This window comes from Micromonospora sp. SD19 (assembly GCF_054462275.1).
Genome location: NZ_JBTLMN010000001.1, coordinates 83,408 through 105,100, shown reverse-complemented (window position 1 = coordinate 105,100; position 21,693 = coordinate 83,408). Strand labels below are relative to the sequence as shown.

At 72.4% G+C, this 21,693-nt stretch carries 26 protein-coding genes; 9 read left to right on the top strand and 17 right to left on the bottom strand.

The genetic code is table 11. From position 1 onward, the window contains the following. The first annotated feature begins 44 nt into the window (after nt 1-44). The 3 genes from mobA (at nt 45) to ACX27O_RS00500 (ending at nt 2,224) form a co-directional block, all read left to right on the top strand. On the top strand, nt 45-773 hold the full coding sequence (gene mobA, locus ACX27O_RS00510; RefSeq protein WP_209444549.1) for a molybdenum cofactor guanylyltransferase: 729 nt from the start codon (nt 45-47) through the stop codon (nt 771-773). Further along, nucleotides 770-1,036: a DUF6457 domain-containing protein gene (locus tag ACX27O_RS00505; protein ID WP_030331739.1), complete on the top strand. Its 267-nt coding sequence runs from the start codon at nt 770-772 to the stop codon at nt 1,034-1,036. Before mobA ends, ACX27O_RS00505 begins: the two co-directional genes overlap by 4 nt. Nucleotides 1,037-1,117: 81 nt before the next feature. Continuing rightward, complete coding sequence (locus ACX27O_RS00500) at nt 1,118-2,224, top strand: T3SS (YopN, CesT) and YbjN peptide-binding chaperone 1 (RefSeq protein WP_030331736.1); 1,107 nt, start codon at nt 1,118-1,120, stop codon at nt 2,222-2,224. Between the two features lie 6 nt (nt 2,225-2,230). On the opposite strand, the gene ACX27O_RS00495 is transcribed toward ACX27O_RS00500, so the two are convergent. Both ACX27O_RS00495 and ACX27O_RS00490 read right to left on the bottom strand, forming a co-directional pair. Continuing rightward, nucleotides 2,231-3,187: a zinc-binding dehydrogenase gene (locus ACX27O_RS00495; protein ID WP_030331734.1), complete on the bottom strand. Its 957-nt coding sequence runs from the start codon at nt 3,185-3,187 to the stop codon at nt 2,231-2,233. Nucleotides 3,188-3,259: 72 nt separating this feature from the next. Then, on the bottom strand, nt 3,260-3,724 hold the full coding sequence (locus tag ACX27O_RS00490) for an Lrp/AsnC family transcriptional regulator (protein ID WP_030331732.1): 465 nt from the start codon (nt 3,722-3,724) through the stop codon (nt 3,260-3,262). A 59-nt stretch (nt 3,725-3,783) separates the two neighbouring features. Between ACX27O_RS00490 and ddaH the strand changes: the two genes are divergently transcribed. Next, nucleotides 3,784-4,617 (top strand): dimethylargininase, encoded by an 834-nt coding sequence (ddaH, locus tag ACX27O_RS00485; RefSeq protein WP_342446904.1) that lies wholly within the window; start codon nt 3,784-3,786, stop codon nt 4,615-4,617. A 66-nt stretch (nt 4,618-4,683) separates the two neighbouring features. Here the strand turns inward: ddaH and ACX27O_RS00480 are convergent, their stop codons facing one another. Both ACX27O_RS00480 and ACX27O_RS00475 read right to left on the bottom strand, forming a co-directional pair. Then, a complete protein-coding gene (locus tag ACX27O_RS00480; RefSeq protein ID WP_030331728.1) occupies nt 4,684-5,871 on the bottom strand; it encodes an ABC transporter substrate-binding protein in 1,188 nt (395 codons plus the stop codon). Nucleotides 5,872-5,952: 81 nt separating this feature from the next. Next, nucleotides 5,953-6,750, bottom strand: coding sequence for an alpha/beta hydrolase family protein (locus tag ACX27O_RS00475; RefSeq protein ID WP_358129628.1), 798 nt, complete (start codon nt 6,748-6,750; stop codon nt 5,953-5,955). 84 nt (nt 6,751-6,834) lie between these two features. On the opposite strand from ACX27O_RS00475, the gene ACX27O_RS00470 reads away from it, so the two are divergent. Further along, nucleotides 6,835-7,437, top strand: coding sequence for a bacterial proteasome activator family protein (locus ACX27O_RS00470; RefSeq protein WP_030331726.1), 603 nt, complete (start codon nt 6,835-6,837; stop codon nt 7,435-7,437). A gap of 2 nt (nt 7,438-7,439) precedes the next feature. Here ACX27O_RS00470 and ACX27O_RS00465 read toward each other — a convergent pair whose 3' ends face one another. The 3 genes from ACX27O_RS00465 to ACX27O_RS00455 all read right to left on the bottom strand — a co-directional run bounded on the left by ACX27O_RS00465 (nt 7,440) and on the right by ACX27O_RS00455 (nt 10,546). Continuing rightward, nucleotides 7,440-8,252, bottom strand: a complete 813-nt coding sequence (locus tag ACX27O_RS00465; protein ID WP_030331725.1) for an HAD family hydrolase — start codon at nt 8,250-8,252, stop codon at nt 7,440-7,442. Next, nucleotides 8,252-9,073, bottom strand: coding sequence for an HAD family hydrolase (locus ACX27O_RS00460; protein WP_030331724.1), 822 nt, complete (start codon nt 9,071-9,073; stop codon nt 8,252-8,254). Before ACX27O_RS00460 ends, ACX27O_RS00465 begins: the two co-directional genes overlap by 1 nt. A 735-nt stretch (nt 9,074-9,808) precedes the next feature. Then, nucleotides 9,809-10,546 (bottom strand): hypothetical protein, encoded by a 738-nt coding sequence (locus ACX27O_RS00455; protein WP_030331723.1) that lies wholly within the window; start codon nt 10,544-10,546, stop codon nt 9,809-9,811. A gap of 131 nt (nt 10,547-10,677) precedes the next feature. On the opposite strand from ACX27O_RS00455, the gene ACX27O_RS00450 reads away from it, so the two are divergent. From ACX27O_RS00450 to ACX27O_RS00440, 3 genes are all read left to right on the top strand, one after another. Beyond that, nucleotides 10,678-11,109: an OsmC family protein gene (locus tag ACX27O_RS00450; RefSeq protein WP_030331722.1), complete on the top strand. Its 432-nt coding sequence runs from the start codon at nt 10,678-10,680 to the stop codon at nt 11,107-11,109. Between the two features lie 171 nt (nt 11,110-11,280). Beyond that, a complete protein-coding gene (locus ACX27O_RS00445) occupies nt 11,281-11,628 on the top strand; it encodes a metallopeptidase family protein (RefSeq protein ID WP_458939091.1) in 348 nt (115 codons plus the stop codon). Nucleotides 11,629-11,894: 266 nt separating this feature from the next. Further along, complete coding sequence (locus tag ACX27O_RS00440; RefSeq protein ID WP_030331719.1) at nt 11,895-12,617, top strand: AIM24 family protein; 723 nt, start codon at nt 11,895-11,897, stop codon at nt 12,615-12,617. A 91-nt stretch (nt 12,618-12,708) separates the two neighbouring features. Here ACX27O_RS00440 and pheA read toward each other — a convergent pair whose 3' ends face one another. The 5 genes from pheA to ACX27O_RS00415 all read right to left on the bottom strand — a co-directional run bounded on the left by pheA (nt 12,709) and on the right by ACX27O_RS00415 (nt 16,206). Then, nucleotides 12,709-13,665 (bottom strand): prephenate dehydratase, encoded by a 957-nt coding sequence (gene pheA / locus ACX27O_RS00435; protein ID WP_358137808.1) that lies wholly within the window; start codon nt 13,663-13,665, stop codon nt 12,709-12,711. Between the two features lie 10 nt (nt 13,666-13,675). Then, entirely contained in the window at nt 13,676-14,170 is a 495-nt protein-coding gene (locus tag ACX27O_RS00430; protein ID WP_458939090.1) for a hypothetical protein, read from the bottom strand. A gap of 207 nt (nt 14,171-14,377) precedes the next feature. Then, nucleotides 14,378-14,767 (bottom strand): ACT domain-containing protein, encoded by a 390-nt coding sequence (locus ACX27O_RS00425; RefSeq protein ID WP_458938798.1) that lies wholly within the window; start codon nt 14,765-14,767, stop codon nt 14,378-14,380. Nucleotides 14,768-14,842: 75 nt separating this feature from the next. After that, entirely contained in the window at nt 14,843-15,301 is a 459-nt protein-coding gene (locus tag ACX27O_RS00420) for a hypothetical protein (RefSeq protein ID WP_030331711.1), read from the bottom strand. A 167-nt stretch (nt 15,302-15,468) separates the two neighbouring features. After that, on the bottom strand, nt 15,469-16,206 hold the full coding sequence (locus tag ACX27O_RS00415) for a hypothetical protein (RefSeq protein WP_030331709.1): 738 nt from the start codon (nt 16,204-16,206) through the stop codon (nt 15,469-15,471). 163 nt (nt 16,207-16,369) lie between these two features. Here ACX27O_RS00415 and ACX27O_RS00410 point away from each other — a divergent pair, with 163 nt between their 5' ends. Further along, entirely contained in the window at nt 16,370-17,587 is a 1,218-nt protein-coding gene (locus ACX27O_RS00410) for an arginine deiminase (protein ID WP_210865583.1), read from the top strand. Between the two features lie 15 nt (nt 17,588-17,602). Here ACX27O_RS00410 and ACX27O_RS00405 read toward each other — a convergent pair whose 3' ends face one another. The 5 genes from ACX27O_RS00405 to ACX27O_RS00385 all read right to left on the bottom strand — a co-directional run bounded on the left by ACX27O_RS00405 (nt 17,603) and on the right by ACX27O_RS00385 (nt 21,681). Continuing rightward, nucleotides 17,603-18,490, bottom strand: a complete 888-nt coding sequence (locus ACX27O_RS00405) for a DUF5926 family protein (protein WP_458938797.1) — start codon at nt 18,488-18,490, stop codon at nt 17,603-17,605. Between the two features lie 59 nt (nt 18,491-18,549). Then, nucleotides 18,550-18,969, bottom strand: a complete 420-nt coding sequence (locus tag ACX27O_RS00400; RefSeq protein ID WP_309140736.1) for an ATP-binding protein — start codon at nt 18,967-18,969, stop codon at nt 18,550-18,552. 67 nt (nt 18,970-19,036) lie between these two features. Further along, nucleotides 19,037-20,491: a PAS domain-containing sensor histidine kinase gene (locus ACX27O_RS00395; protein WP_030331697.1), complete on the bottom strand. Its 1,455-nt coding sequence runs from the start codon at nt 20,489-20,491 to the stop codon at nt 19,037-19,039. 55 nt (nt 20,492-20,546) lie between these two features. Next, a complete protein-coding gene (locus ACX27O_RS00390; RefSeq protein WP_030331695.1) occupies nt 20,547-21,335 on the bottom strand; it encodes a glycerophosphodiester phosphodiesterase in 789 nt (262 codons plus the stop codon). A 10-nt stretch (nt 21,336-21,345) separates the two neighbouring features. Next, nucleotides 21,346-21,681: a rhodanese-like domain-containing protein gene (locus ACX27O_RS00385; RefSeq protein WP_030331693.1), complete on the bottom strand. Its 336-nt coding sequence runs from the start codon at nt 21,679-21,681 to the stop codon at nt 21,346-21,348. Between the last annotated feature and the right edge of the window lie 12 nt (nt 21,682-21,693).

The window sequence follows — 21,693 nt, the reverse complement described above, 5'->3', positions numbered from 1 at the left end:
TGAAGTTGTCCGCGCGTGTTGTCGGCGTGTCGAGCGACAACTCCATGATCACCAGGGTGACGGGTTGGGCTGGCGCATCCGAGCGCCGGCACGGTTACCGTGGCCGGGTGGGGACGTACGCAGCAGTGGTGCTCGCGGGTGGGGCCGCCCGACGGATGGGCGGGGTCGACAAGCCCGCGCTTCCGGTCGGTGGTCGGCCGATGCGTGACCGCGTGCTGGCCGCCGTCGCCGACGCGACGCCGCGGGTGCTGGTCGGTGCGGCCCAGGGCGTGCCGGCGGGTGTGCGGGTCGTCCGGGAGGACCCGCCCGGCGGGGGCCCGGTCGCCGCGGCGGCGGCCGGCCTGGCGCTGCTGGATCCCGACATCGCCCTTGTCGCGCTGCTCGCCGGCGATCTGCCGCTGCTCACCCGGGCCGCGATCAGTGACCTGTTGAACCACTTCGACGGTGAGTCCGCACGCACCGGACCGGCCGGAGACCGCTCCGCGTCGGCACCGCCGCCCAGCGGCGGCGAGCGGGGACCGGACGGGGTGTGCTTCGTGGACGGGGACGGGCGGCGGCAGTCGCTCTGTGGTGTCTGGCGGGTCGCGGCGCTGCGGGCGGCGTTGGACCGGCTGGCCGTCGAGCGGGGCGGGAGCCTGTCCGGGGCGCCGGTCCGGGCGCTGCTGGCCGGTCTCGTGGTGCGGGAGGTGGCCTGGTCCGGCGAGGGGCCGCCGCCGTGGTTCGACTGCGACACTGACGAGGACGTACGCCGGGCGGAGGAGTGGGCGCGATGACGGTGATGGACGACTGGGTCACGGCGGTGTGCGCCGAGTTGGATCTGGACCCGGCCGCGGTGCCGGTGCCGGCGGTGCTCGATCTGGCCCGGGACGTCGCCCACCAGGTGCTGCGTCCCGGGGCGCCGGTGACCGCGTACCTCTTCGGGTTGGCGGTCGGCCGGGGTGCCGAGCCGGCGGACGCCGCGGCCCGGCTCAGCGCGCTGGCGGGCACCTGGCCGGTCGAGTTGGGTGCCGACCCCGCGGACCCGACGGCCCGCTGACCGCCGCTGTCCGATCCCGGTCCGGGCTGATTCGGCCTACCGGCGGCGTGGGTAGGGTGATCGTGACGGACGGAGGCGATCATGACGGCTGACCACCCCTCGGCCCCGCACGGTGAGCTGCCCGGCGCTTCGACCGAGCCGGCGGAATCGATCCTGCTCGACGAGCCCAGCACCACCGACCTGCGGGCGAAGGTGACCGAGGCGTGGCGGGAGTTCGCCCGCGCGCTCGCCGTGCGGCTGCGGGAACTTCCCGTCGGCGCGCACCTCGACGTGACCCTCGATCCCACGGCCTCCGGCACCGGTGACGCCGTCTACTCGATAAGCGTGGACGTGGACGCGGACCGGGTGTTGTCCGCCCGCGCGGTCGGCAACGCCACCCTGCCGGCGGGGTACCGACTGGACCGGGGCGCGGTGGCGGACATGGTCGCGCTCGGTTGGTCGCCGCCCGGGGTGGTCGCCGGCTCCGGCGGTTCCTTCGGGTTGAACGCCACGACGGGCGAGTCGACCCAGGTGGCCACGCTGCTCTCCCGCACGCTGCGGGACGTCTACGGTGCCCCGCACCCGGCCTTCCTCGTCTACCTGGTGCACGACGCCGAGGGCGAACCGCTGACGGTGGACCCGCTGGGCACCGCGCGTAGCGAGTTCGGCCCGGACGCCGATGTCGAGGCGGACCTGGAGGAGGCGTTGGCCGAGGCGGCTGCCGCTCAGGTCGAGCGGGACGACGTGCTCGACCTGGCCGACCGGGTCCGTACCGTGGTCTCCACGATGTTGAAGTCGGACACCGACCGGTTGCAGATCGACTCGGACGGCGACATCACCATCCGCGCCGGCTCGGCGATGGTCTTCGTGCGGGTGCGGGACAACCCGCCCCTGGTGGACGTGTTCTCCCCGGTGCTCACCGAGGTGGAGCCGACCGAGCGGCTCTACGTGAAGCTCTCCGAGCTGACGAACCGGATGCCGATCGGCCGCCTCTACTGCGCCGATGACACGGTCTGGGCGTCCATCCCGGTGTTCGGCCGCAACTTCCAGGCCACCCATCTGATGCTCGCGGTGCAGGTGATGACCGGTCTCGCCGACGAGTTGGACGACCGTCTGCACGGCGAGTTCGGCGGCAAGCGGTTCTTCGGTGAGGGTGACAAGCCGGTCCGGCGCGACGAGTCGGAGCACCGCACCGGCATGTACCTCTGAACCCGGTCAGTTCACGTCCAGCAGGGTCTTGCCGACTGTCGCGCGCGCCTCGATGGCGGCGTGCGCGTCCGCCGCGCGTTCCAGCGGGAAGCGCTGGCCGATGAGCGGCCGTAGCTGGCCGGCCGCCGCGCCCGCCAGCACCTGATCGGTGTACGCGCGCATCCGCGCGGGCGGCACGTCCGGCCGGACCAGCGTGACGTGCCGCGCCGTGGCGTCCTCCGCCGACACCGGGGACCACCCGCCGCTGGCCAGCCCGAAGCTGACCATCCGGCCACCCGGGTCCAGCAGCTCGAACGCCGTCCGGGCGATGGGGCCGCCGACGCCGTCGAACACCACGTCGACTCCGCCCACCACGTCCCGGATCTGGTCGGCCCAGCCCGGCAGGCGGTAGTCGGCCGTCAGGTCGGCACCGAGGCCGGGCAGCAGGTCCACCTTGCGCGCGCCGCCGGCCACCCCGATCACCTGTGCGCCGGCGCGCGCCGCGAGCTGCACGAGCAGGCTGCCCACGCCGCCCGCCGCCGCTTCCACCAGCACCCGGTCGCCGGGGCGAACGCCGGCCGCCTCGACCAGCAGGGTGGCGGTCCGTCCGTCGGCCAGCAGGGCCACCGCGTCGTCCAGTGCCAGCCCGGCCGGCACCTCGAAGGGCGCGGACGCGTCCACCACCGCCCGTTCGGCGTACCCGCCGGAGCCGCCGGTGGCGCTGACGACCCGGCGCCCGGTCAGCGCCGGGTCGACGTCCGACCCGACCGTGGTGATCACCCCGCCGACGCCGTTGCCGGGGATCAGCGGTGGGGTGAGCCGGAACGGGCCGGGGCGTCCGGAGCGTAGCTGCGTCTCGATGAAGGTGATGTTCACGTGCGCGACGTCGATCAGCACCTGCCCGGGTCCGGGCACCGGGTCGGGCGCCGGGCCGGGGACCAGCACCTCGGGTCCGCCGAACTCCCGTAACCAGATCGCCCGCATGACAGCCCCCTCGGCCTCGATGGGCTGCCTCGCCCACTCGGGGTCAGTCCATCTCCTCAACTCGGGTTGAGGTCAAGAGGTGCCGGCGGACGGCCCGACGCCGGGCGATTCGACCAGCCGGGAGAGCACGATGGTGCTGCGGGTGGAGGTCACGAAGGACTCGGCCCGCAGTCGTTCCAGCGCTGCCTCCAGGTGGGCGATGTCGGCGGCGCGGAGGTGCACGAGCGCGTCCGCCTCCCCGGAGACGGTGTACGCGCCGACCACCTCGGGGTGTCGGCGGGCGGCCACACCGATCTGCGCCGGGGTGGTCCGGCCGGCGCAGAACAGCTCGACGAAGGCTTCCGTCGTCCAGCCGACGGCGGCCGGATCAACGACGGCCGTGAATCCCCTGATCACGCCGGTGGCGCGTAGTCGGTCGACGCGACGCTTGACCGCTGGGGCGGAGAGTGACACCCGAGCGCCGATGTCGGCGTACGACGCGCGGGCGTCCGCGACAAGTAACGCAATGATCCGCTGGTCTACCGCGTCTATCTGCAACGTTCCGCCTCTGGGAAGCAACACTTGTGGCTGTTTTCAACGTTCCACGGTACCTACTCTTGGTGACCGTGAACCAGCAGCGTTTCCCGCGAAAGCGGACATATCTCATGTGCTCGCCGGACTACTTCGCGGTCGAGTACGCGATCAACCCGTGGATGGACGTGACCACCCCGGTCGACCGGGACCTGGCCGTCAAGCAGTGGGACCGGCTGCGCGAGACGCTTGTCGGCCTCGGCCACGAGGTACACCTGCTCACCCCCGAGCAGGGCCTGCCCGACATGGTCTACGCCGCCAACGGCGGCTTCGTGGTGGACGGCAGCGTCTACGGCGCCCGGTTCAAGCACGAGCAGCGGGCCGCCGAGGCCGCCGCCCACCACGCCTTCTACGAGGCGCAGGGCTGGCGGTTCATCGCACCCAGCGAGACCAACGAGGGCGAGGGCGACTTCGCGTACGTGCCGGAGGCGCACGGCGGACTCATCCTGGCCGGGCACGGCTTCCGCACCGAGATCCCCGCGCACGCGGAGGCGCAGGAGGCGTTGGGTCGTCCGGTGGTGTCGCTGCGCCTGATCGACCCGCGCTTCTACCACCTGGACGTGGCGCTCGCGGCCATCGACGACGAGAACATCGTCTACTTCCCGGGCGCGTTCTCCGCGGCCAGCCAGCGGGTGCTCACCCAACTCTTCCCGGACGCGGTGATCGCCGACGACGAGGACGCGATGGCCTTCGGGCTCAACCTGGTCAGCGACGGCGCGAACGTGGTCCTCAACAGCGAGGCCACCCGCCTGGCCGGCAAGCTCAAGGCGGCCGGGTACACGCCGGTCCCCGTCGAGCTGGCCGAGCTGAAGAAGGGCGGCGGCAGCGTGAAGTGCTGCATCGCCGAGCTGCGGCACTGACCCACTAACGTCTCGGGGCCGGTCTCCCAGTGGGAGACCGGCCCCGAGACGTGCTTGCGGGGGCGATCAGCCCAGCGTGGCCAGCTCGTTGATCAGCACGTTCGACATGACCTGACCGTCGCGCTGCACCTCACGCAGGTACCACTTCTGCTGCGGGGTACGCGGCTGGTTGAACTGCCAGATGCCGCGCGGGCTGTCGATCTGGCCGATCTTGCCCAGGGCCAGGTTGACCTGCTGCGGCGTCGGCTTCCCGCCGGTCAGCTGGATGGCCTGGTCGAGCACCTGCGCCGCGTCGTACGACGCCATCGCGTACGTGGTGGGCGTGACCTGGTACTTCTTGCGGTACGCCGAGGCGAAGACCCGGTTCGACGTGTTGTTCAGGTCGGCCGAGTAGTTCAGCGCGGTCTGGATGCCCAGCGCGTTGTCCTTCAGGTTCTCCAGCACGGTGCCCTCGGTGAGGAAGCCCGGTGCGTAGATCGGCCCGGCGAACTTCTCCCGCAGCTGCTTGATGAACTCGACGGCGGCCGCCCCGGCGAAGAAGCAGAAGACCGCGGTGGGCTTCTTGGCCAGCGCCTTGGAGATGTCCGAGGCGTACGTCGTCTTGCCGGGGTTGCCGGTGGCGTTGGTGTAGGTCACCGGGTCGCTGATCCGCGGGTCGGTCGCGCCGAACTCCTGCTTGAAGCCGCGTACGACGTCCGGGCTGCCGACGTTCTCCGGCATGATGATCGCGACCCGGCCGTTGGCCGGCAGTTGGTCGCGCAGGTAACGCCCGAGCGCCCGGCCGGCCTCGTCGAGCACGTACGAGGTCCGCCAGATGTAGAAGACGCTCTGCAGGCTGCTCGGTGAGGCGTTGGAGCCGATCAGCGGGACCCGGGCCTGCTCCACGGTGTCCCGGATGCCGACCATCACCGCCGAGTTGACCACGCCGGTGAGCGCCAGCACGCCCTGCTTGAGCAGGCCCTCGACGGCGGCCTTGCCCGTCTTCGCGGTGTCGCCCTCGTCGGCGGTCAGCAGCTCGACGGGGTGGCCGCCCAGCCGCTGGTCGTGCAGGTCGAGGAAGAGCTGGAAGCCGTTGGTGATGTCGTCGCCGATGCTCTTGAAACCGCCGGCCTGCGGCGTGATCAACCCGATCTTGACCGGGCTGCGGTTGGCGGTCGGTTCGGCGTCACTGTCTGAGCCACACCCGGCGACGAACCCGGTGGTACCGAGCGCGGCCAACAGTTGGAGCGCCCGCCTGCGATTCATCTGCGACACCGAGTTCCTTCCAAGGAAGCGTTACAGGGCCGAACACCGCCCCTCCGGCGTTCTACCTGGTCCGCGACGCTGCGTCAATGGCTAGTGATCATCGTGCAGGGACCGCAACACAGCGAGGACCTGGGGCCAGGCGACGGACTCCGGGTCGATCAGCCCGAAATGCTCGCATCCAGGCAGTTCAACAAGGGAGATATCGGATCCTGCGGCACTGGCTTCCGCTACGAAATCCCGGCTCATGTCCGCCGGCACCTGATGATCGTCTGAACCGTGCATAACTACTGTGCGTGTTCGTATCGGTACCAACATCCGTGGATCCGCCGTCGCGTACCGGTCCGGGACCTGCTCCGGGCCGCCGCCGAGCAGCGCGGCGACCGCGCCGGAGTCCAGATCGCGCCGGTACGCCTCGCCCAGGTCGGCCACCGGGGCCAGGGCGAGCACCCCGCCCACCGTGGCCGGGGCGGTGGCCGCCACGTACAGCGCCAGGTGACCCCCGGCGGAGTGCCCGACCAGGATCGGCGGGGTCGGGCTCACCCGGCCGGGCAGCGCGTCGGCCGCCAGCACGGGCAGTTCGGCCACCCCGGTCAGGACGTCGGTCAGGGTGCCCGGCCAGCCGCCACCGGGCTGCCCTGTCCGGCGGTATTCCAGCTGCGCCACCGGGTAGCCCTGGGCGGCGAGGGCCGTGGCCAGCGGGCCGGTGTGCCGCCGGTCGTACTCGGCCCGCCAGAACCCCCCGTGCAGCACGACGACGAGCGGCCGGGCCGGGCCGGTCCCCGTCGGGAGGCGCAGATCGGCCACCTGATTCGGGTCGTCCCCGTACGCCACGGTCCGGTCGGGCTCCGGAGCCGGCCGGGTCAACACGGCGCGCGGGTCGACAGGCATGGCGCGACGGTAGCGCGCCCCGCAGGGGTGGTTCGGCCCCGGGAGTCGGTCCCGGGGGGCATGGCCCGCGCCCACTGGGTAAAGATGGACCCCATGACCGAAGCGCGCTCAGCTGGACAGAACGACGAGCCCGGCCCCGACGACTCCGGCCAGTCCGGCACCGTGGTGGTGGTCGGCCCGGACGGTCGGCCGATCGGCACGATGCAGACCGACGAGGGCCAGGGTGAGGACCCGACCCGCCTGGTCGAACAACCGGCCAAGGTGATGCGGATCGGCAGCATGATCAAACAGCTGCTGGAGGAGGTGAAGGCCGCACCTCTCGACGACGCCAGCCGCCACCGGATGCGGGAGATCCACGAGCGGTCGATCGTCGAGCTCAAGGAGGGCCTCGCCCCCGAGCTGCGCGACGAGCTGGAGCGCATCTCGCTGCCCTTCACCGAGGACAAGGCCCCCAGCGAGGGCGAGCTGCGGATCGCGCACGCCCAGCTCGTCGGCTGGCTGGAGGGCCTGTTCCACGGCATCCAGGCCGCGCTGGTGGCCCAGCAGATGGCCGCCCGGGTGCAGCTGGAGCAGATGCGCGGCGGCCGGCAGGCGCTGCCCAGCGGCCCCGGCGGAATCGTCCCCGGGATGCCGGGCATCGGCCAGCCGGGCGGCGGCGAGGGTCACAACACCGGTCAGTACCTCTGACCTCAGTCCACCCCGAAAATCCCCTCCAGGTACGCCGCCACGCCGTCCTCGGTGTTCGCCGTCGTCACGTCGTCGGCGACCGCCAGGACGGCGCGGTGCGCGTTGGCCACCGCCACCCCACGGCCGGCCCAGGTCAGCATCGGTACGTCGTTGGGCATGTCGCCGAAGGCCAGCACGTCCGCCGCTGCCACCCCGAGCTGGTCGCAGTACCAGGCCAGCCCCGCCGCCTTGGTCACCCCGGCCGCGGAGATCTCCACCAGCCCCGAGGACGACGAGTGGGTGGCCTCGGCCAGCCCCGCCACCGCCGTGGCGATCAGCTCGGCGAAGGCGTCCGGGTCCTGCTCACCGGCGCGGGCGAGGAGCTTCACCGCCGGCACCGAGAGCAGTTCCTCCGGCGTTTCGATCGGCCGGATGCCGTCGGCGTCGGCGTCCCAGCGCAGCGGGTAGTGCGCCTCGTGCCGCATCTCCCGGCTGTCCAGGATCTCCACGGCGAAGCTGATCCCGGGCACCTCGGCCCGTAGCCTCCGGGCCACCTCCGCCAGGTGCTGTGGTGCGAGCGGGTCGGCCCGCACCACCTCGTCCTCAAACGGGTCGTAGACCACGGCGCCGTTGGCGCAGACCGCCGGCAGCGGCCGGGCGAGCTGGTCGTACACCATCTTGAGCCAGCGGACCGGACGGCCGGTGACCAGGACGACCGGCGTGCCTCCCGCGGAGATCCGGGCGAGCAGGTCGGCGGTGCGTGGGCTGACGGTGTGGTCGTCGCGGATCAGCGTGCCGTCGATGTCGGTGGCGATGAGGCGGGGCGTGTTTCCCATTACCGGGACAGTAGCCGGTCGAGATACACCGCCACCCCGTCGTCGTCGTTGCGCAAGGTCACCTCGTCGGCGACGGCGCGCAGCGCGGGGTGCGCGTTTGCCACTGCCACCCGCGACCAGCCGGCCCATCCGAACATCGGCAGGTCGTTGGGCATGTCACCGAAGACCAGCACGTCGGCCGGGTCGACCCCGAGGGTCTGCGCCACCACTGTCAGCCCGGTCGCCTTGTCCACGCCGGGCGGGCAGATCTCGACGAAGCCGAGCCCGGCCTGGGTGAGCGTGGCGACCTGCGGCGGGATGATCTCGCGGGCCACCGCCAGCAGCTCGTCCACGTGGTGGTCGGCGGTCCGGGCGAAGGCCTTGATCACGTCGGAGGCCAGGCACTCGTCACGGGTGCGCGCCTCGAAGCGGTCCTGGTAGGGCCAGCTCTCGTGGTAGTCACCCCAGAGCGGGGCGTCGTGCTCGTCGGACGCCTCGACCATGACGGTGAGCGGGCCGACCTGCGCCTCCAGATCGGCGAGCAGCCGGGCCAGCACCTCGGCGGGCAACCGCTCGTCGCGGAGCACCACCGGGCCGCTCGGGTCGCTCTGGTCGACCACCCATCCGCCGCCGGCCATGACCAGGAAGTCGGCGGCGCGGATGTCGTTGCGGGTCAGTTCGCTCAACCGAGGGCCGCGTCCGGTCGCGCCGACCACCGGAATTCCGGCGGCGCGCACCCGGTCGAGCACCCCATGGGTGTACGCGGAGACGGTGTCATCGCTGCGGACCAGCGTCCCGTCGAGGTCGGTCGCGATCAACTTGGGCAGTCCCGGGCGGGTCATCGTTCCTCCTTCGCCCGCCGCCGTCGCACCTGCCATCGCCAGGGAGAGCGCGGCCCGGCGTGACGGCGGGCAGCAACCGTACCTCGCGAAAAGGGCCCCAACCATGGCTTCCAGGCGAATCGGACGCCAACCCCCGGCACCCCTGCGGTGTCCCCCGCGTGCCGCAGCCTTTACGCGCTGCCTCGCGCTGCCTCGCGCTGCCTCGCGCTGCCTCGCGCTGCCTCGCGCTGCCTCGCGCTGCATCGGCTGCCTCGCGCTGCCTCGCGCTGCCTCGCGCTGCCTCGCGCTGTCCGTGATTTCGCGCTTGGGTCGCCGTGCTTTGGGCCGCCGTGCGGTCCGCGATCTTGTGCTTTGGGCCGCCGGGCTATGTTTGGGCCTTATGTCGGGCTGCGAGCGGGGCCGGTGCGACCGCCAGTTCCCCGCTCATCCCAAGATCGTGCTCAATCAAGGAAGTAGTGGCCTGCGGGCCGCGCGGATACCACTACATCAATGTTCAAGCACGATCTTGGCGGGGGTGGGCCGAGGGCTTGGGCGCGGGGCCGTGGGGGGTCGGCCGGGGCCGGGGAGCCGGGCGCGGTGGGCCGGGGCCGGGGACTCGAGCGCGGTGGGGTGGGGTGGGGCCTGGGACTCGGGCGCCGTGGGGTGGGGCCTGGGACCCGGCGTGGTGGGGTGGGACCTGGGACCAGGGCGTGGTGGGGCGCTGTTATCGACGTGGGCTGGGGGTGACGGTGGAGGTCAGTGCTGTGGGTCGGGGCGGGTGAAGGGGGCGGCGGGGGTGACGGTCAGGTCGGCGGGGGCGGGCAGGCCGTCCTCGATCGGGTCGGGGTTGCGGCGGCGGCGCCAGGGGCGCGGTGCTGGCCCGTCGGCGGACCGGTCCTCGTCCGGCCGGTCGAACGCGCCGGGGGGTGCGGCAGGCGCCAGCCGCAGGGCGGCCGCGAACAGCACACAGGCGGCGAACGCCATCACCAGCCCACGGCCGTACTCGGCCCGGAAGCCGTCGTCGGGCGAGTAGAAGAAGTCCCGCTGGCTGGGGTCGTCGAGGGTGGCAGTGGCGGCCACCAGCAGTGCCAACAGGGCACCGGCCAGAGCGAGACCGGCCAGCCGGGCGTTCGGCCGCACGGCCGCCGTGCCCCGCAACGCCAGCACCACGGTGCAGACGAGGGCGAGCAGGCCGACCAGGTAGCCCACCCCGAAGCCACCGACCTCGGACACCCCGGCGGGCACCTCGATCGTCGAGTTCCCCTCGGGCCCGCCGTTCGGCAGGCTCATCACGAGCCACTCACCGAGAAGTGAGGCGATCGCGGCCACCGCGCCCAGACCGGCGAGCAGCAGCGGCAGCCGAGGATCCTGCGCGAGGCCGGCCAGGGACCAGGCGAACCGGCCCCGGCGGGTCGTGTCGACGGCACCCCACTCGATCACGGCGGGGGCCTCGGACCGATCGCCCTGCCGGGGGATTGGAAGCTCCTCGGACATCGGCCACCCTTCCGCCGGTCTCGGGCCTGGGTCGCATCATGGCACAGCAAGCTGGTGGTGACAGGGATCGCAGGGCTGGCGAGCGCGCCGGTCTGTCGCTCGGCGGTCGCGTTTCCGCTAGCGTTTGCCCCATGCCAATCCGTACCGCTTCAGCACAGTGGCAGGGCAACCTCACCGAGGGCGCGGGCACCGTCCGCACCGGTAAGGGCGGCCTGTCCGGCAACTACTCCTTCAAGTCGCGCTTCGAGGAGGGTGAGGGCACCAACCCCGAGGAGCTGATCGCCGCCGCGCACGCCGGCTGCTTCTCGATGGCGTTCTCCAAGGCGCTTGCCGACGCGGGCTCGACGGCCACCTCGGTCGAGACCACCGCCAAGGTGCACCTGGACAAGACCGACGCCGGCATGACCGTCACCCGGATCGACCTGGAGACGGTCGGCCAGATCCCGGGCATCGACGAGGCGGAGTTCCAGAAGCTCGCCGAGGCAGCCAAGGCCAACTGCCCGATCTCCCGCCTGCTCTCGCCGGGTGCCGAGATCACCCTGAGCGCCCGCCTGGCCGCCTGAGCAAGCCGACCCACACCGCGTACGTCCACGGAAGAAGCCTCCGCCCGTTCCCGGGTGGTCGCTTCTTCCGTGCGGGTGCGAATGACGGCGTGCGGGGGCGAATGACGGCCATGGTCGTCCAGCAGAGCCGGGCCGCCTGCCCCCGCGTCGGGCACAATGGGCGAGGTGCCGGTGGAGATGAGCCGTGAGCGCTTCGAGGAGTTGGTCGGCGAAGCCCTCGACGAGGTGCCCGAGGAACTGCTCGGCCTGATGAACAACGTGGTGATCCTGGTCGAGGACGACCCGCCACCGGGAGAGGCCGACCTGCTCGGCCTCTACGAGGGGCATGCGCTCACCACGCGCGGTTGGGACTACTCCGGGGTGCTGCCGGACCGGATCTTCATCTACCGCCATCCCATCCTGCGGATCTGCGACAACGACGAGGACGTCATCGACGAGGTGGCGGTGACAGTCGTGCACGAGATCGCCCACCACTTCGGCATCGACGACGCGCGGCTGCACGCGCTCGGCTGGGGCTGAGCCCGGGCTCGCCGCCCCGCCGCCCCCGCCGCTCGCCGCTCGGCCGCCCCGGCCCGCCCCCGCGCTCGACGCGCCCCCGCCCCCGCCCTCGCCCCGGCCTCGCCCCGGCCTCGCCCCGGCCTCGCCCCGGCCCCCGCCCTCGATGCCCCGCTGCTCCCGCCCCCGCCGCTCGACGGCCGCGACGCGCCGCCCAACCGATGGCTGGTGCTTGCCGGGGTCGCCTACCGTCGGTGCAGCGAACGCGACCCTATTCAGGAGGCCCTTTCATGCGCAGCGAGCTGTTCTCCACGGAGAATCTGGAGAAGGAGTCCGCGCAGCCCGGCATGCGGTTGCAGAACTCCAAGATGTTGAAGATCGAGCTCAACGGCGAGGCGATGGCCCGGGTCGGGTCGATGGTCGCCTACCAGGGCAATGTGCAGTTCCAGGCGCTGGGCTCGGGCGGGCTGGGCAAGTTCCTCAAGCAGAAGCTCACCGGCGAGGGTGTCCCGCTGATGAAGGTCTCCGGCCAGGGTGACGTCTTCCTCGCCGAGCTGGCCAAGGACGTGCACATCATCGACCTGGAGCCGGGCGACGCCCTCTCCATCAACGGCAGCAGCGTGCTCGCCTTCGACTCCACCCTCCAGTACGACATCAGGATGGTCGGCGGTGCCGGGATGGCGTCATCGTCCGGCCTCTTCAACTGTGTCTTCAGCGGCTACGGACGGATCGCCATCACCACCAAGGGCACCCCGGTCGTGCTCAACGTGGACGCCCCGACGTACGTCGACCCGCAGGCCGCCGTCTGCTGGTCGGCCAACCTCCAGACCGGCTACCACCGGGCCGAGCAGCTCGGCCTCGGAACCCTGCTCGGCCGTCGCACCGGTGAGTCGTTCACCATGAGCTTCGCCGGTCAGGGCTTCGTCGTGGTGCAGCCGTCCGAGGAGCCGCCGGTCATGGGCAGCGGTCAGCAGCAGCAGGAGGGCGGCCTGCTCGGCGGCCTGCTGAGCTGACCACAACGGCGGCGCTGAGCTGACCACCACAGCGGCGCTGAGCCGTCCACGGCGGCGTGGGCGCTCCCGGTCCTCGGGGGCGCCCGGCCGGTCAGGTCAGCTCACCGGTACGTAGTCGGGTCAGCCAGGCCGCCGCGTCGGCGTAGTCGACGTCGGAGAGGCCCGCCGGCGCGGGGACCGGGCGTTGGCCCGCCGTCCCGGCCCATCGGTGCCGGGGATAGGAGCCCAGGAAGCGGACGTCGGCACAGACCCGACGGAGCCCCTGCAACGCCTCGCCCAGGCGTACGTCGGCCACGTGGCCGGTGCAGTCCAGGAAGAAGACGTAGCGGCCCAGCGCCTCGCCGGTCGGACGGGACTCGATCCGGGTCAGGTTGACGCCCCGGACGGCCAGCTCCATCAGCACGGACAGCAGCGCGCCGACCCGGTCGTGGGCGATGTAGACCGCGAGCGAGGTGAGATCGTCACCGGTCGGCGGCGGGGGCGGCCCGGGGCGGGACACCAGCGCGAACCGGGTCACCGCGTCAGGGTGGTCGGCGATCTTGTCGGCGAGTGTCGTGAGGCGGTGCCCGGAGGCGCCGATCGGCGCGCAGATCGCCGCGTCGTACTCGCCAGTGCCGGCACCGGCGGCGGCCGCGCCGTTGGAGAGCACATCGACCACCACGGCGTCGGGCAGGTGGTCGCGCAGCCAACCCCGGCACTGGGTGGACGCCTGCGGGTGGGCCGCCACGGTGTGGATCGCGGTCAGCGAGGTGCCGGGTCGCGCGGCGAGCACGAACTCCACCGACAGGACCACCTCCCGGGTGATCACCAACGGCTCGCCCTCGGCCATCTCGTCCAGCGTGACGCCCACCGCGCCGCCGATCGAGTTCTCCAGCGGCACCAGCGCGGCGTCGGCGTCGCCGGCCCGGACGCTGTCCAGCGCCTCGCCGACGCTCCGGGCGGGTGTACGGGTGCCGCGCTCGGCGGCGGGCAGGGAGCGCAGGGCCTGTTCGGCGAAGGTGCCCTCCGGCCCCAGGTAGACGAATCGCGTCGGCGGTGTTCCCGGCATGCCGATCAGCCTACGCACCTGGCCCGTTGGCCGGGCCGGCGTCACAGGCCAGGGTGCGGATCCCGGCCGGACTGACGGCGCGTACCTCGACGGTGCAGACGTCGGTGCCGGCGGTTACCAGCACCGGGGCGCTGGCCTTGCCCCGGGTGACCACCTGGAGTTCCTCGTGCCCGGTCACCTCCAGCACCGTGAACTGCCAGTCGCCGGCACAGAGTGGCCCGGTGCGGACCCGCACCCGGACGTTCGCTGGAAGCACTCCGGCCTGGCCGCGCAAGAGTTGCAGCACCCGCTGCCCGGTCGGCCCGTTGCGGCACGCGGTCGCGACCAACCCGGCGTCCGCGGTGGGCGTCACAGTGGCGAGCGGCGGTGCAGTGGGCGGCGTGGTCGTGGGTGCGGTGCTCGGGGCGGGTGTCGTCGGGCTCGCGGTGTGCGTGGCCACGCCCGTCGGTTCTCCCAGCCCGGGTGGGGCACCGCAGCCGGCCAGCACCGCGACGGCGAGCACCATCGGCAGGACCCGGGTGATGGCCGGCGTGGGTACGCGATGCGCTGCTCGCTCGTCAGTCGCCGGTGGGGGGTGAATCGTCGCCTGCGGTGCGGGGGGAGCGGGGTGGGGTGGGGTGAACGGCACGGGCCGATCCTCGGGACATCGGAGAATTCGTCGCGGCCGGGGTGGCCGAGCCCATCGTAGGGTGAGCGGCCGATCGGGTGAAGGTCAACCGGTGACGCGGTGCCCGGCACGCTGGAGGGCCGCCGTTCCCTCGGTCAGCCGGACGGTCGGCACCAGCAGATAGTCGGTGTCGAACGTGGAGAACGTGACGGCGCTGACCCGGGCCTCGGCGAGCGGGTCGACGAGCGCGGCCAGGCTGCCGGCGCCGGCCAGCGCCACCGGGGCGCTGACCCGCAGACAACGCCAGGTCGTCTCCAGTACGGCCTGTGCCGGTGCCCGGTCGATCGGGCAGATCACGGAGATGCCGTCGGAGGTCCAGCTCACCGTCACCACGTCCGTTCCGCGCAGCCCGCTCGACAGCGCGTACGGCAGGGTGCTGCCGGCGGCCATCCGGCACACAGCGTATTCCCCCGGCAACAGGGCGATATCGAACATGAAGGCACCCTACGGCCTTCCGGCGGGCCCGCCCGGGCAACGCCGCGTGCGGCACACGACACACTCCGCCGCAGGTCAGACCTCGGAGAAGAAGGTGAGTGAACCGGCCACGGTGCCGTCGGTGAGCAGCGGGGTGGAGATCGCGTCGACTGTCGCGTCGGAGCTGTTCGCCGAGGCGGCCTGCACCCGGAGCAGCCCACGGGCCAGCCGGCCGGAGGAGAGCGCCAGCAGGGGCGGGATCTTGTCGATCTCGGCTTCGGTCAGCTCGCCCCGGTTGGCGGTGAAGTCGAGCAGGCGCAGCCCGCCGTCGAGCAGCGGTCGGCCGATCAGCCCGTCCGGCTCGCCGAGGCAGAGCAGGTCGCAGCCGGCCGTGGAGATCGCCACCACCCGGGTGTCGGCGTCGATCAGCAGACACGGCTCATCGGCCCGGGAGACTGTCGACGACCATTGGCCGACGTTGTCGGACTCCGGCTCTGTCGAGGCCCGCGCCGCCGGCACGAACGCTTCCGAGAGCGAAAGTTCGACGTGGGCCACCGCGCCTCCTATGTGCACCGATCGACTGTCCACGCTAGCGGGTCGCCGACGGAATCACCGAGCGCACCGGGTCACCGGGCCGCGCGGGGTTGACCGAGGCGACCGGCGACGGCGCGGAGACCGGTGAGGTGAAGGGGGACCGGAGCCGCGTGGCGTCGCCGGTGACGTTACCGGCGGTGGGCCGGCTTGTCAGCGGCCGTTCGGCCCTCGTCGTACCACCGGTAGTCGGCCGTTGGACGGTACGTGCCGTTCAGCCAGGTGCTGGGGTGCTGTGCGACCCGGGAGAGCTTTTCGGCGGTGGCCGGGCTGATCCGGCTGCCTCCGGCCACGAGCAACCGGTCCAGTTCCCGGTGGGTGGCCATCAGGCAGTCCTTCGGAAGGCCGTAGACGCTGATGACGCCGGAGCCGACGAAGGTCAGCACCGGCGTCACCGGGACGGGCAGCCCCACCGCGTCGGAGAGGGCCTTGCTGGCCCGCTTGGCGTCCCGGCGGGACTCGGCCACGTACGGGGGCCGTTTGCCGTTGATCTGCACGACGTCGCCGGCGACGAGCACCCTGGCCCGGCCGTGGTCGGCGATGGTCACGGCGAAGAGACCGCTCGGCCCGATGGCGAGGAACCCGGCCCGGTCGTCCTGCCCGCGGTCGAGCACGTCTGTCACGTCTGTGCGCGGCCACTCGATCACGTGCCAGGCGGGCCCGAGATGGTCGAGTTGGCCCAACGCCCGTGCCCCGGCCGCCTCCAGGCGGCGGGCACCCCGCTCGGCCCGACGACGGCGGGCCCATTCGAGCGGTGTCGGACGGACCGGTTCCAGAACCCCCGGCGCCTCGACGCGGGGGTGTGGCACCGCGACGGGCGGCAGTGCCCGAGCGGACGGTACGGCTCGTCGTGCGGGAAAGACAGTCATCGCGACCTCCGGCAAAAGGTCCCTCGAAGTTATGTCCTCACTACCCTACGTTGCCACTACCGGTGTTCGGCAAGCCGGAACGCCGGAGTGACTGTGGATGAATGCCATATTCATCCACAGTTCTTTTCTCGGATGCCGCTAAACCCTGCCCTACGCTGCGGGAGTGACCCACTACGTCGACAGTGAAGTCGGGCGGCTCGGCACCGTACTGCTGCACCGGCCCGGCCCCGAACTGGCCCGGCTCACCCCACGCAACAACGACTCGCTCCTGTTCGACGCGATCCCCTGGGTGGGACGCGCCCAGGAGGAGCACGACGCGTTCGCCGCCGCCCTGCGCGAGCGCGGCGTGGAGGTGCTCTACCTGGCCACCCTGCTGGCCGAGACGCTCGCCGTCGAGGACGCCCGGGCCGAGCTGACCGAGGAGGTGCTGCGCTCCCCACGGCTCGGCGACACCCTGCGCGCCCGCGTCGCCGACCATCTCTCCTACCTGGACCCGGCCGCCCTGGCCGACGTGCTCACCGCCGGGCTGGCCCACGAGGAGTTGCGGATCAGCTCGGAGCGGCCGGGTGGGCTGGTCTACACGCTGATGGACCGACACGACTTCGTCATCGACCCGCTGCCCAACCTGCTGTTCACCCGCGACTCGTCGCTGTGGATCGGCGACCGGGTGGGTGTCACCAGCCTGGCCATGCCGGCCCGCCGCCGCGAAACCACACTGACCGACGCCATCTACCGCCACCACCCCCGGTTCGCCGGCACCGAGTTCGTCTACCGCCCCAGCCTGGAGCACCTGGAGGGCGGCGACGTGTTGCTGCTCGCACCCGGGGTGCTGGCGGTCGGGGTGGGCGAGCGGACGACCCCGGCCGGCGCCGAGCGCCTCGGCCGGCAGGTCTTCGCCGCCGGGCTGGCCCACACCATCCTGGTGGTGCCGATCGCCCAGGAGCGCGCCACCATGCACCTGGACACCGTGTGCACGATGGTCGACGTGGATGCCGTGCTGATGTATCCCAACATCGCGAGCACGCTGTCCGCGTACACGGTGATCGCCGGCGGGGACGGCGAGGACCCGCGGGTGGACGGGCCGGCACCGTTCCTGCGGGCCGCCGCCGACGCGATGGACCTCGACCTGCTCCGGGTCATCGACACCGGGCTGGATCCGGTCACCGCCGAACGCGAGCAGTGGGACGACGGCAACAACACCCTCGCGTTGGCCCCACGGCTCTGCGTCGGCTACGAGCGCAACACCGAGACGAACGCCCAACTCGAGCGGGCCGGCATCGAGGTGATCCCGATCGCCGGGTCCGAGCTGGGCTCCGGCCGGGGCGGGCCGCGCTGCATGTCCTGCCCGATCACCCGCGAGCCGCTACCCGTCAACGGCTGAACGGGACCGCCCGGCTCAGCGCAGGGTGAGCTGGCGGCCGAGTAGCCCCTGACGGGCCCGACGGTCGGCGGCGTCGAGCGGGTCGGTGACGGTGAGCGCCTCGGCGTACCGCTTGGCGAACTGCGCCACCGGCTCCTCCCACTCGGCCGCCGGGGTGTCCTCCGGCAGGTCCCAGACCGGTACGAGTCGACCGTGCGCGCGGAACATGCCGGCGAACTTGGTCTGCTCGCCGAGCGTCAGGGTGCTGGCCGCGCCGAGGCGGGCCAACGCGTCGAGGGCGCCGTCCTCGTCGTCCGGCAGCACCCAGCGCACGTGCGCCTTCTCCGGCACCTGACACCAGTACGCGGCCTTCGCCGCGGTCAGTCGCACCGTCGGGTAGATGGCCGCGTTCGCCCGCTCCAGCGACGCCTGGACGGTCGGGTCGTCGGCGGCCCCGGGGTCGAGCCAGAACTCGAAACCGTCGTGCATGGTGATGTCCAGCGGACCGTCCACGAGGATGTCCTGCAGGCGGGGCCCGGGCCCGGGCAGTGGCGGCACTGCCACCTGGCCGCCCGGCTCGGTACGCAACGCGCTGAGCAACGCGTCGGCCAGATCCCGGGAGACGTCGCCGGACTGCTGGTGGCGCTGGAGACCGATGAGCACCCGGCCGTCCGGCTTGGTGATCGCCGGGGCGGCCATCGGCAGCACCGTGGCGAGCGTCACCGCCCGGTCACCGAACTCCTCGATGACGGCGGGCGCCAGCCGCAGCGGGGCGGAGGCGGCGGGCACCAACTCGCGCAGCGCGATCCACTCGGACTCGTCGACCAGCCCGTCGAACGGACGCGGCACGAAGATGTCCCGCACCTTGTCGCGGCGGGGGGTGGTGTCGGCGGCGGTGCGCTGGCTCTTTCGACGCTTACTCACGGCGTCACAGCCTAGAGCCCCGAGCGGCTCGCCGTGGCCGGGACCCGCCCGGGCCGTCCTCAGCCCGCCGGCACCAGGTCGGGTCGGGGTGCCGGCGCCAGGTCGAACTCCGCCCAGACGCGCTGGCCCATGCCGTCCTGTTCGACGCCCCAGCGGGTGGCCAGGCCGGCCACGATGTGCAGCCCGCGCCCGTCCGCCGAGTCCGGGCTGGCCGTCCGGAGTCGGGGCCCGCTGTTCGCGCCGCCGCCGTCGGTGACCCGCAACTGGATGAGTGCGCCCTCGGGCGAGGGCCGCAGCCGCCAGGCGACCCGGATCACGCCGCCGGGCAGCGGCCTGGCGTGCCGTACCGCGTTGCCCACCAGTTCCGCGAGCACCGCGATCAGGTCCGCCAGGAGCGCCGGGGGTACGGCGTCGGCCAGTTCCGCGGCGAGCCGGTGTCGGGCCAGCCGTGCCCCACCCGGGTGGTGGGGAACCACCACACACCAGGATTGATCCCTCGCTACCGCTGCCGCTGCCACCGTCGCCTCCACGTCGCGCCACCCTCGGTCAACCGCGTGGTAGCCGCACCTCTGCGACCGTACCGCCGCCGTTCCTCGGACGTAGGGATACCCATCCATTCTGCTGTTCAACGATCCGGCGGACGAGATAGAGGCCGAGCCCGGCACCCGGGTATCCGCGACGGTCACCGGACTCGCCCTGCCAGAACCTGTCGAAGGCCCGTTCCACGTGCTCGGGTCGGATGCCGATGCCCTGGTCGCTGACCCGGAACGCGACCAGTTGCCCGTCGACCGAGGCGGTGATCTCGATGGGTGAGTCCGGTGCCGAGTACTTACCGGCGTTGGTCGTCAACTCGGTGAGCACGGTGGCCAGGCTGGGCCGGTGACCGAGGGCCTTGGGCAGATCGCCGGGGAGGCGGAGCACCAGCCGGCGGCGCAGCTCCGCCGGCAGGTCCACGACGGCGGAACGCAGCGCCTCGGCGAGGTCGAACGGGGTGGGCGGGTCGTCGCCCGGCCCCACCTCCGCCGCGGAGCTGAGCAGTCGGTCGACCAGCCGGGCCAGCTCGTTGGCGCGTTGCCCGATCACCCGGGCGGCCTGCCGGCGGTCGACGTCGGTCAGCGACTCCCAGTGGTCGGTGAGGGTGTCCGCGTAGCCCTTGATCACCGTTACCGGGGTGCGCAGCTCATGGCTGGTCACCGCGACGAACAGCTCCCGGTCGTGATCGCGGCGCTGCTGGTCGGTGATGTCGCGGAAGGTGACCACCCGCAACGTGCCCGGCCCGGGCAGCTCGCCGGAGGTGATCCGCAGCCAGCGGCCGTCCGGCAGTCGGTGGTCGCGAACCTGCCCGGAGGGCGGCAGCGGGAACGGCAACGGGTGGTTCAGCGCCTGCTCGACCGTCCGGCCGGTGACCTGGGCGGCGGCCGGGTTCCAGAGCCGGACGTGCCCGTCCCGGTCGACGACGGCCAGCCCGTCGGCGAGGGCGGCCACCACCGGGCCGTCACCGTGCACCGGCAGGCCACTCTGGTCGCCGTACATGTGCCCGACGCAGGACGCGAGGTAGCCGACCACCCCCTGCTGCTCGGGGCCCGGCTCGTCGTCGCCGGGATAGAGCGCGTGCAGGCTGCCGACGGTGTGGCCGCCGATCTCGGCCCGGGAGACCACCATCCGACGCAGGCCACTGCCGGCCAGTTCGCCGGCGAGCTTGCCGTTGAGGTCACCCACCCGCACCTGGCGCACCCGTGGCCCGGCGAGCAGGCAGACGGTGTCCGGGTCGTCGACAGCCAGTGGTCGGCCGAGGGCCCATTCGGCCACGCCGGTAGCGGCGATCACCCGGCCACCTGTCGGACCGAACTCGACGAACGCCATCCCGGTCGCGCCGAGCGCCGGCTGGGCCACCCGGAGCAGCTGGGTGAGGACCGGCAGGCCCGCGTCCCCAGAGTTGATCATCTCGATCACGACGGTGTGGCCGGCGATGAGAGCGGGGAAATCGATACGCTCCGGCATGTGCCGAGTCTGCCCCGCCGTCCCGGTTTTGGGCACCCCCGCCCGGCCGATCGGCTCAGCGGTCCAGCCGGGCGAGGGCGTACGCCGGCCGGTCGGTGATGACCCCGTCCACCCCGGCGGTCAGCACCAACTCCAGGTCGGCCGGTTCGTTGACAGTCCAGACGTACACCTGGTTGCCGGCCGCGCGCAGTGCGGGCAGCAGCTGCGGGCGGGCCCGGACCAGGCTGATGCCCGGCCCGGCGATCCGGGTGCCGAACGGCAGCCGACCCAACCGCAACCAGCGCGGCAACACCTCCAGCAACAGCACGGTGGGCAGCGTCGGGGCCAGCTCGCGCACCCGACGGACCGCCAACGGGGAGAACGACATGACGGTGACCTGCACCGGATCGTCCGGTGTCGGGTCGGCCAGCCCGTACCGGCGTAACAGGTTGACCAGTCGCCGTTCCACGTTCGAGCCGTAACGGGACGGGTGTTTCGTCTCGACCAGCAGCCGGACCGGCCGGCCGGCGGCGAGCACCGCGTCCAGGAGTCGGGCCAGGGTCAGCAGCCGGGTGTGCGACTCGTCCGGTGGCAGGTCGCCGTCCGGCGCGCTGCCGGGGTGCCACGAGCCGAAGTCCAGGGCGTCCAGTTCGGCGAGCGTGCGCGCGCTGACAAGACCGCGGCCGTTGCTGGTGCGGTCGAGTCGTCGGTCGTGCACGCAGACCAGGTGCCCGTCCCGGGTCAGCCGGACGTCGCACTCCAGGCCGTCGGCACCCTCGTCGAGGGCGCGCAGGTACGCGGCGAGGGTGTGCTCGGGTAGGTCGAACGAGGCGCCGCGGTGCGCGAAGACCAGTGGCCCGCCCATTGCGCCGGCCTCAGATGACCTGGCCGGGCTGCCCGTTCGCGTCGACCACAGGTCGGCCGACCGCGGCCCACTGGCGCATCCCGCCGTCGGCGTTGCGCACCTGCTCCCAGCCGTTGTTGATCAGGTAGGCGACGACCTGCGCGGAGCGCCCGCCGGAGCGGCAGACGACGGCCACCTCCCGGTCGGTGGGCACCTCGGCCAGTCGGGCCGGCAGTTGCATCATCGGCAGGTGGTGGGCGGTGGGGGCGTGGCCGGCCGCCCACTCGTCGTCCTCCCGCACGTCCAGCAGGTAGGTCTCGTCGGCGATCTCGGTCACGGGCACGGTGGGAACCTGGGGTCCGAACACAGGAAGCAACAC

Excerpts from the sequence above, each read along its gene's own strand:
- ACX27O_RS00430 (WP_458939090.1), bottom strand. The coding sequence starts at position 14,170 with ATGGTGCTCGCCGTCGCGGTGCTGGCCGGCTGCGGTGCCCCACCCGGG.
- ACX27O_RS00500 (WP_030331736.1), top strand. The coding sequence starts at position 1,118 with ATGACGGCTGACCACCCCTCGGCCCCGCACGGTGAGCTGCCCGGCGCT.
- ACX27O_RS00425 (WP_458938798.1), bottom strand. The coding sequence starts at position 14,767 with ATGTTCGATATCGCCCTGTTGCCGGGGGAATACGCTGTGTGCCGGATG.
- ACX27O_RS00465 (WP_030331725.1), bottom strand. The coding sequence starts at position 8,252 with ATGGGAAACACGCCCCGCCTCATCGCCACCGACATCGACGGCACGCTG.
- ACX27O_RS00475 (WP_358129628.1), bottom strand. The coding sequence starts at position 6,750 with ATGCCTGTCGACCCGCGCGCCGTGTTGACCCGGCCGGCTCCGGAGCCC.
- ACX27O_RS00505 (WP_030331739.1), top strand. The coding sequence starts at position 770 with ATGACGGTGATGGACGACTGGGTCACGGCGGTGTGCGCCGAGTTGGAT.
- ACX27O_RS00395 (WP_030331697.1), bottom strand. The coding sequence starts at position 20,491 with ATGCCGGAGCGTATCGATTTCCCCGCTCTCATCGCCGGCCACACCGTC.
- ACX27O_RS00450 (WP_030331722.1), top strand. The coding sequence starts at position 10,678 with ATGCCAATCCGTACCGCTTCAGCACAGTGGCAGGGCAACCTCACCGAG.
- ACX27O_RS00415 (WP_030331709.1), bottom strand. The coding sequence starts at position 16,206 with ATGACTGTCTTTCCCGCACGACGAGCCGTACCGTCCGCTCGGGCACTG.
- ACX27O_RS00460 (WP_030331724.1), bottom strand. The coding sequence starts at position 9,073 with ATGACCCGCCCGGGACTGCCCAAGTTGATCGCGACCGACCTCGACGGG.
- ACX27O_RS00495 (WP_030331734.1), bottom strand. The coding sequence starts at position 3,187 with ATGCGGGCGATCTGGTTACGGGAGTTCGGCGGACCCGAGGTGCTGGTC.
- ACX27O_RS00440 (WP_030331719.1), top strand. The coding sequence starts at position 11,895 with ATGCGCAGCGAGCTGTTCTCCACGGAGAATCTGGAGAAGGAGTCCGCG.
- pheA (WP_358137808.1), bottom strand. The coding sequence starts at position 13,665 with ATGCCGGGAACACCGCCGACGCGATTCGTCTACCTGGGGCCGGAGGGC.
- ACX27O_RS00390 (WP_030331695.1), bottom strand. The coding sequence starts at position 21,335 with ATGGGCGGGCCACTGGTCTTCGCGCACCGCGGCGCCTCGTTCGACCTA.
- mobA (WP_209444549.1), top strand. The coding sequence starts at position 45 with ATGATCACCAGGGTGACGGGTTGGGCTGGCGCATCCGAGCGCCGGCAC.
- ACX27O_RS00470 (WP_030331726.1), top strand. The coding sequence starts at position 6,835 with ATGGACCCCATGACCGAAGCGCGCTCAGCTGGACAGAACGACGAGCCC.
- ACX27O_RS00455 (WP_030331723.1), bottom strand. The coding sequence starts at position 10,546 with ATGTCCGAGGAGCTTCCAATCCCCCGGCAGGGCGATCGGTCCGAGGCC.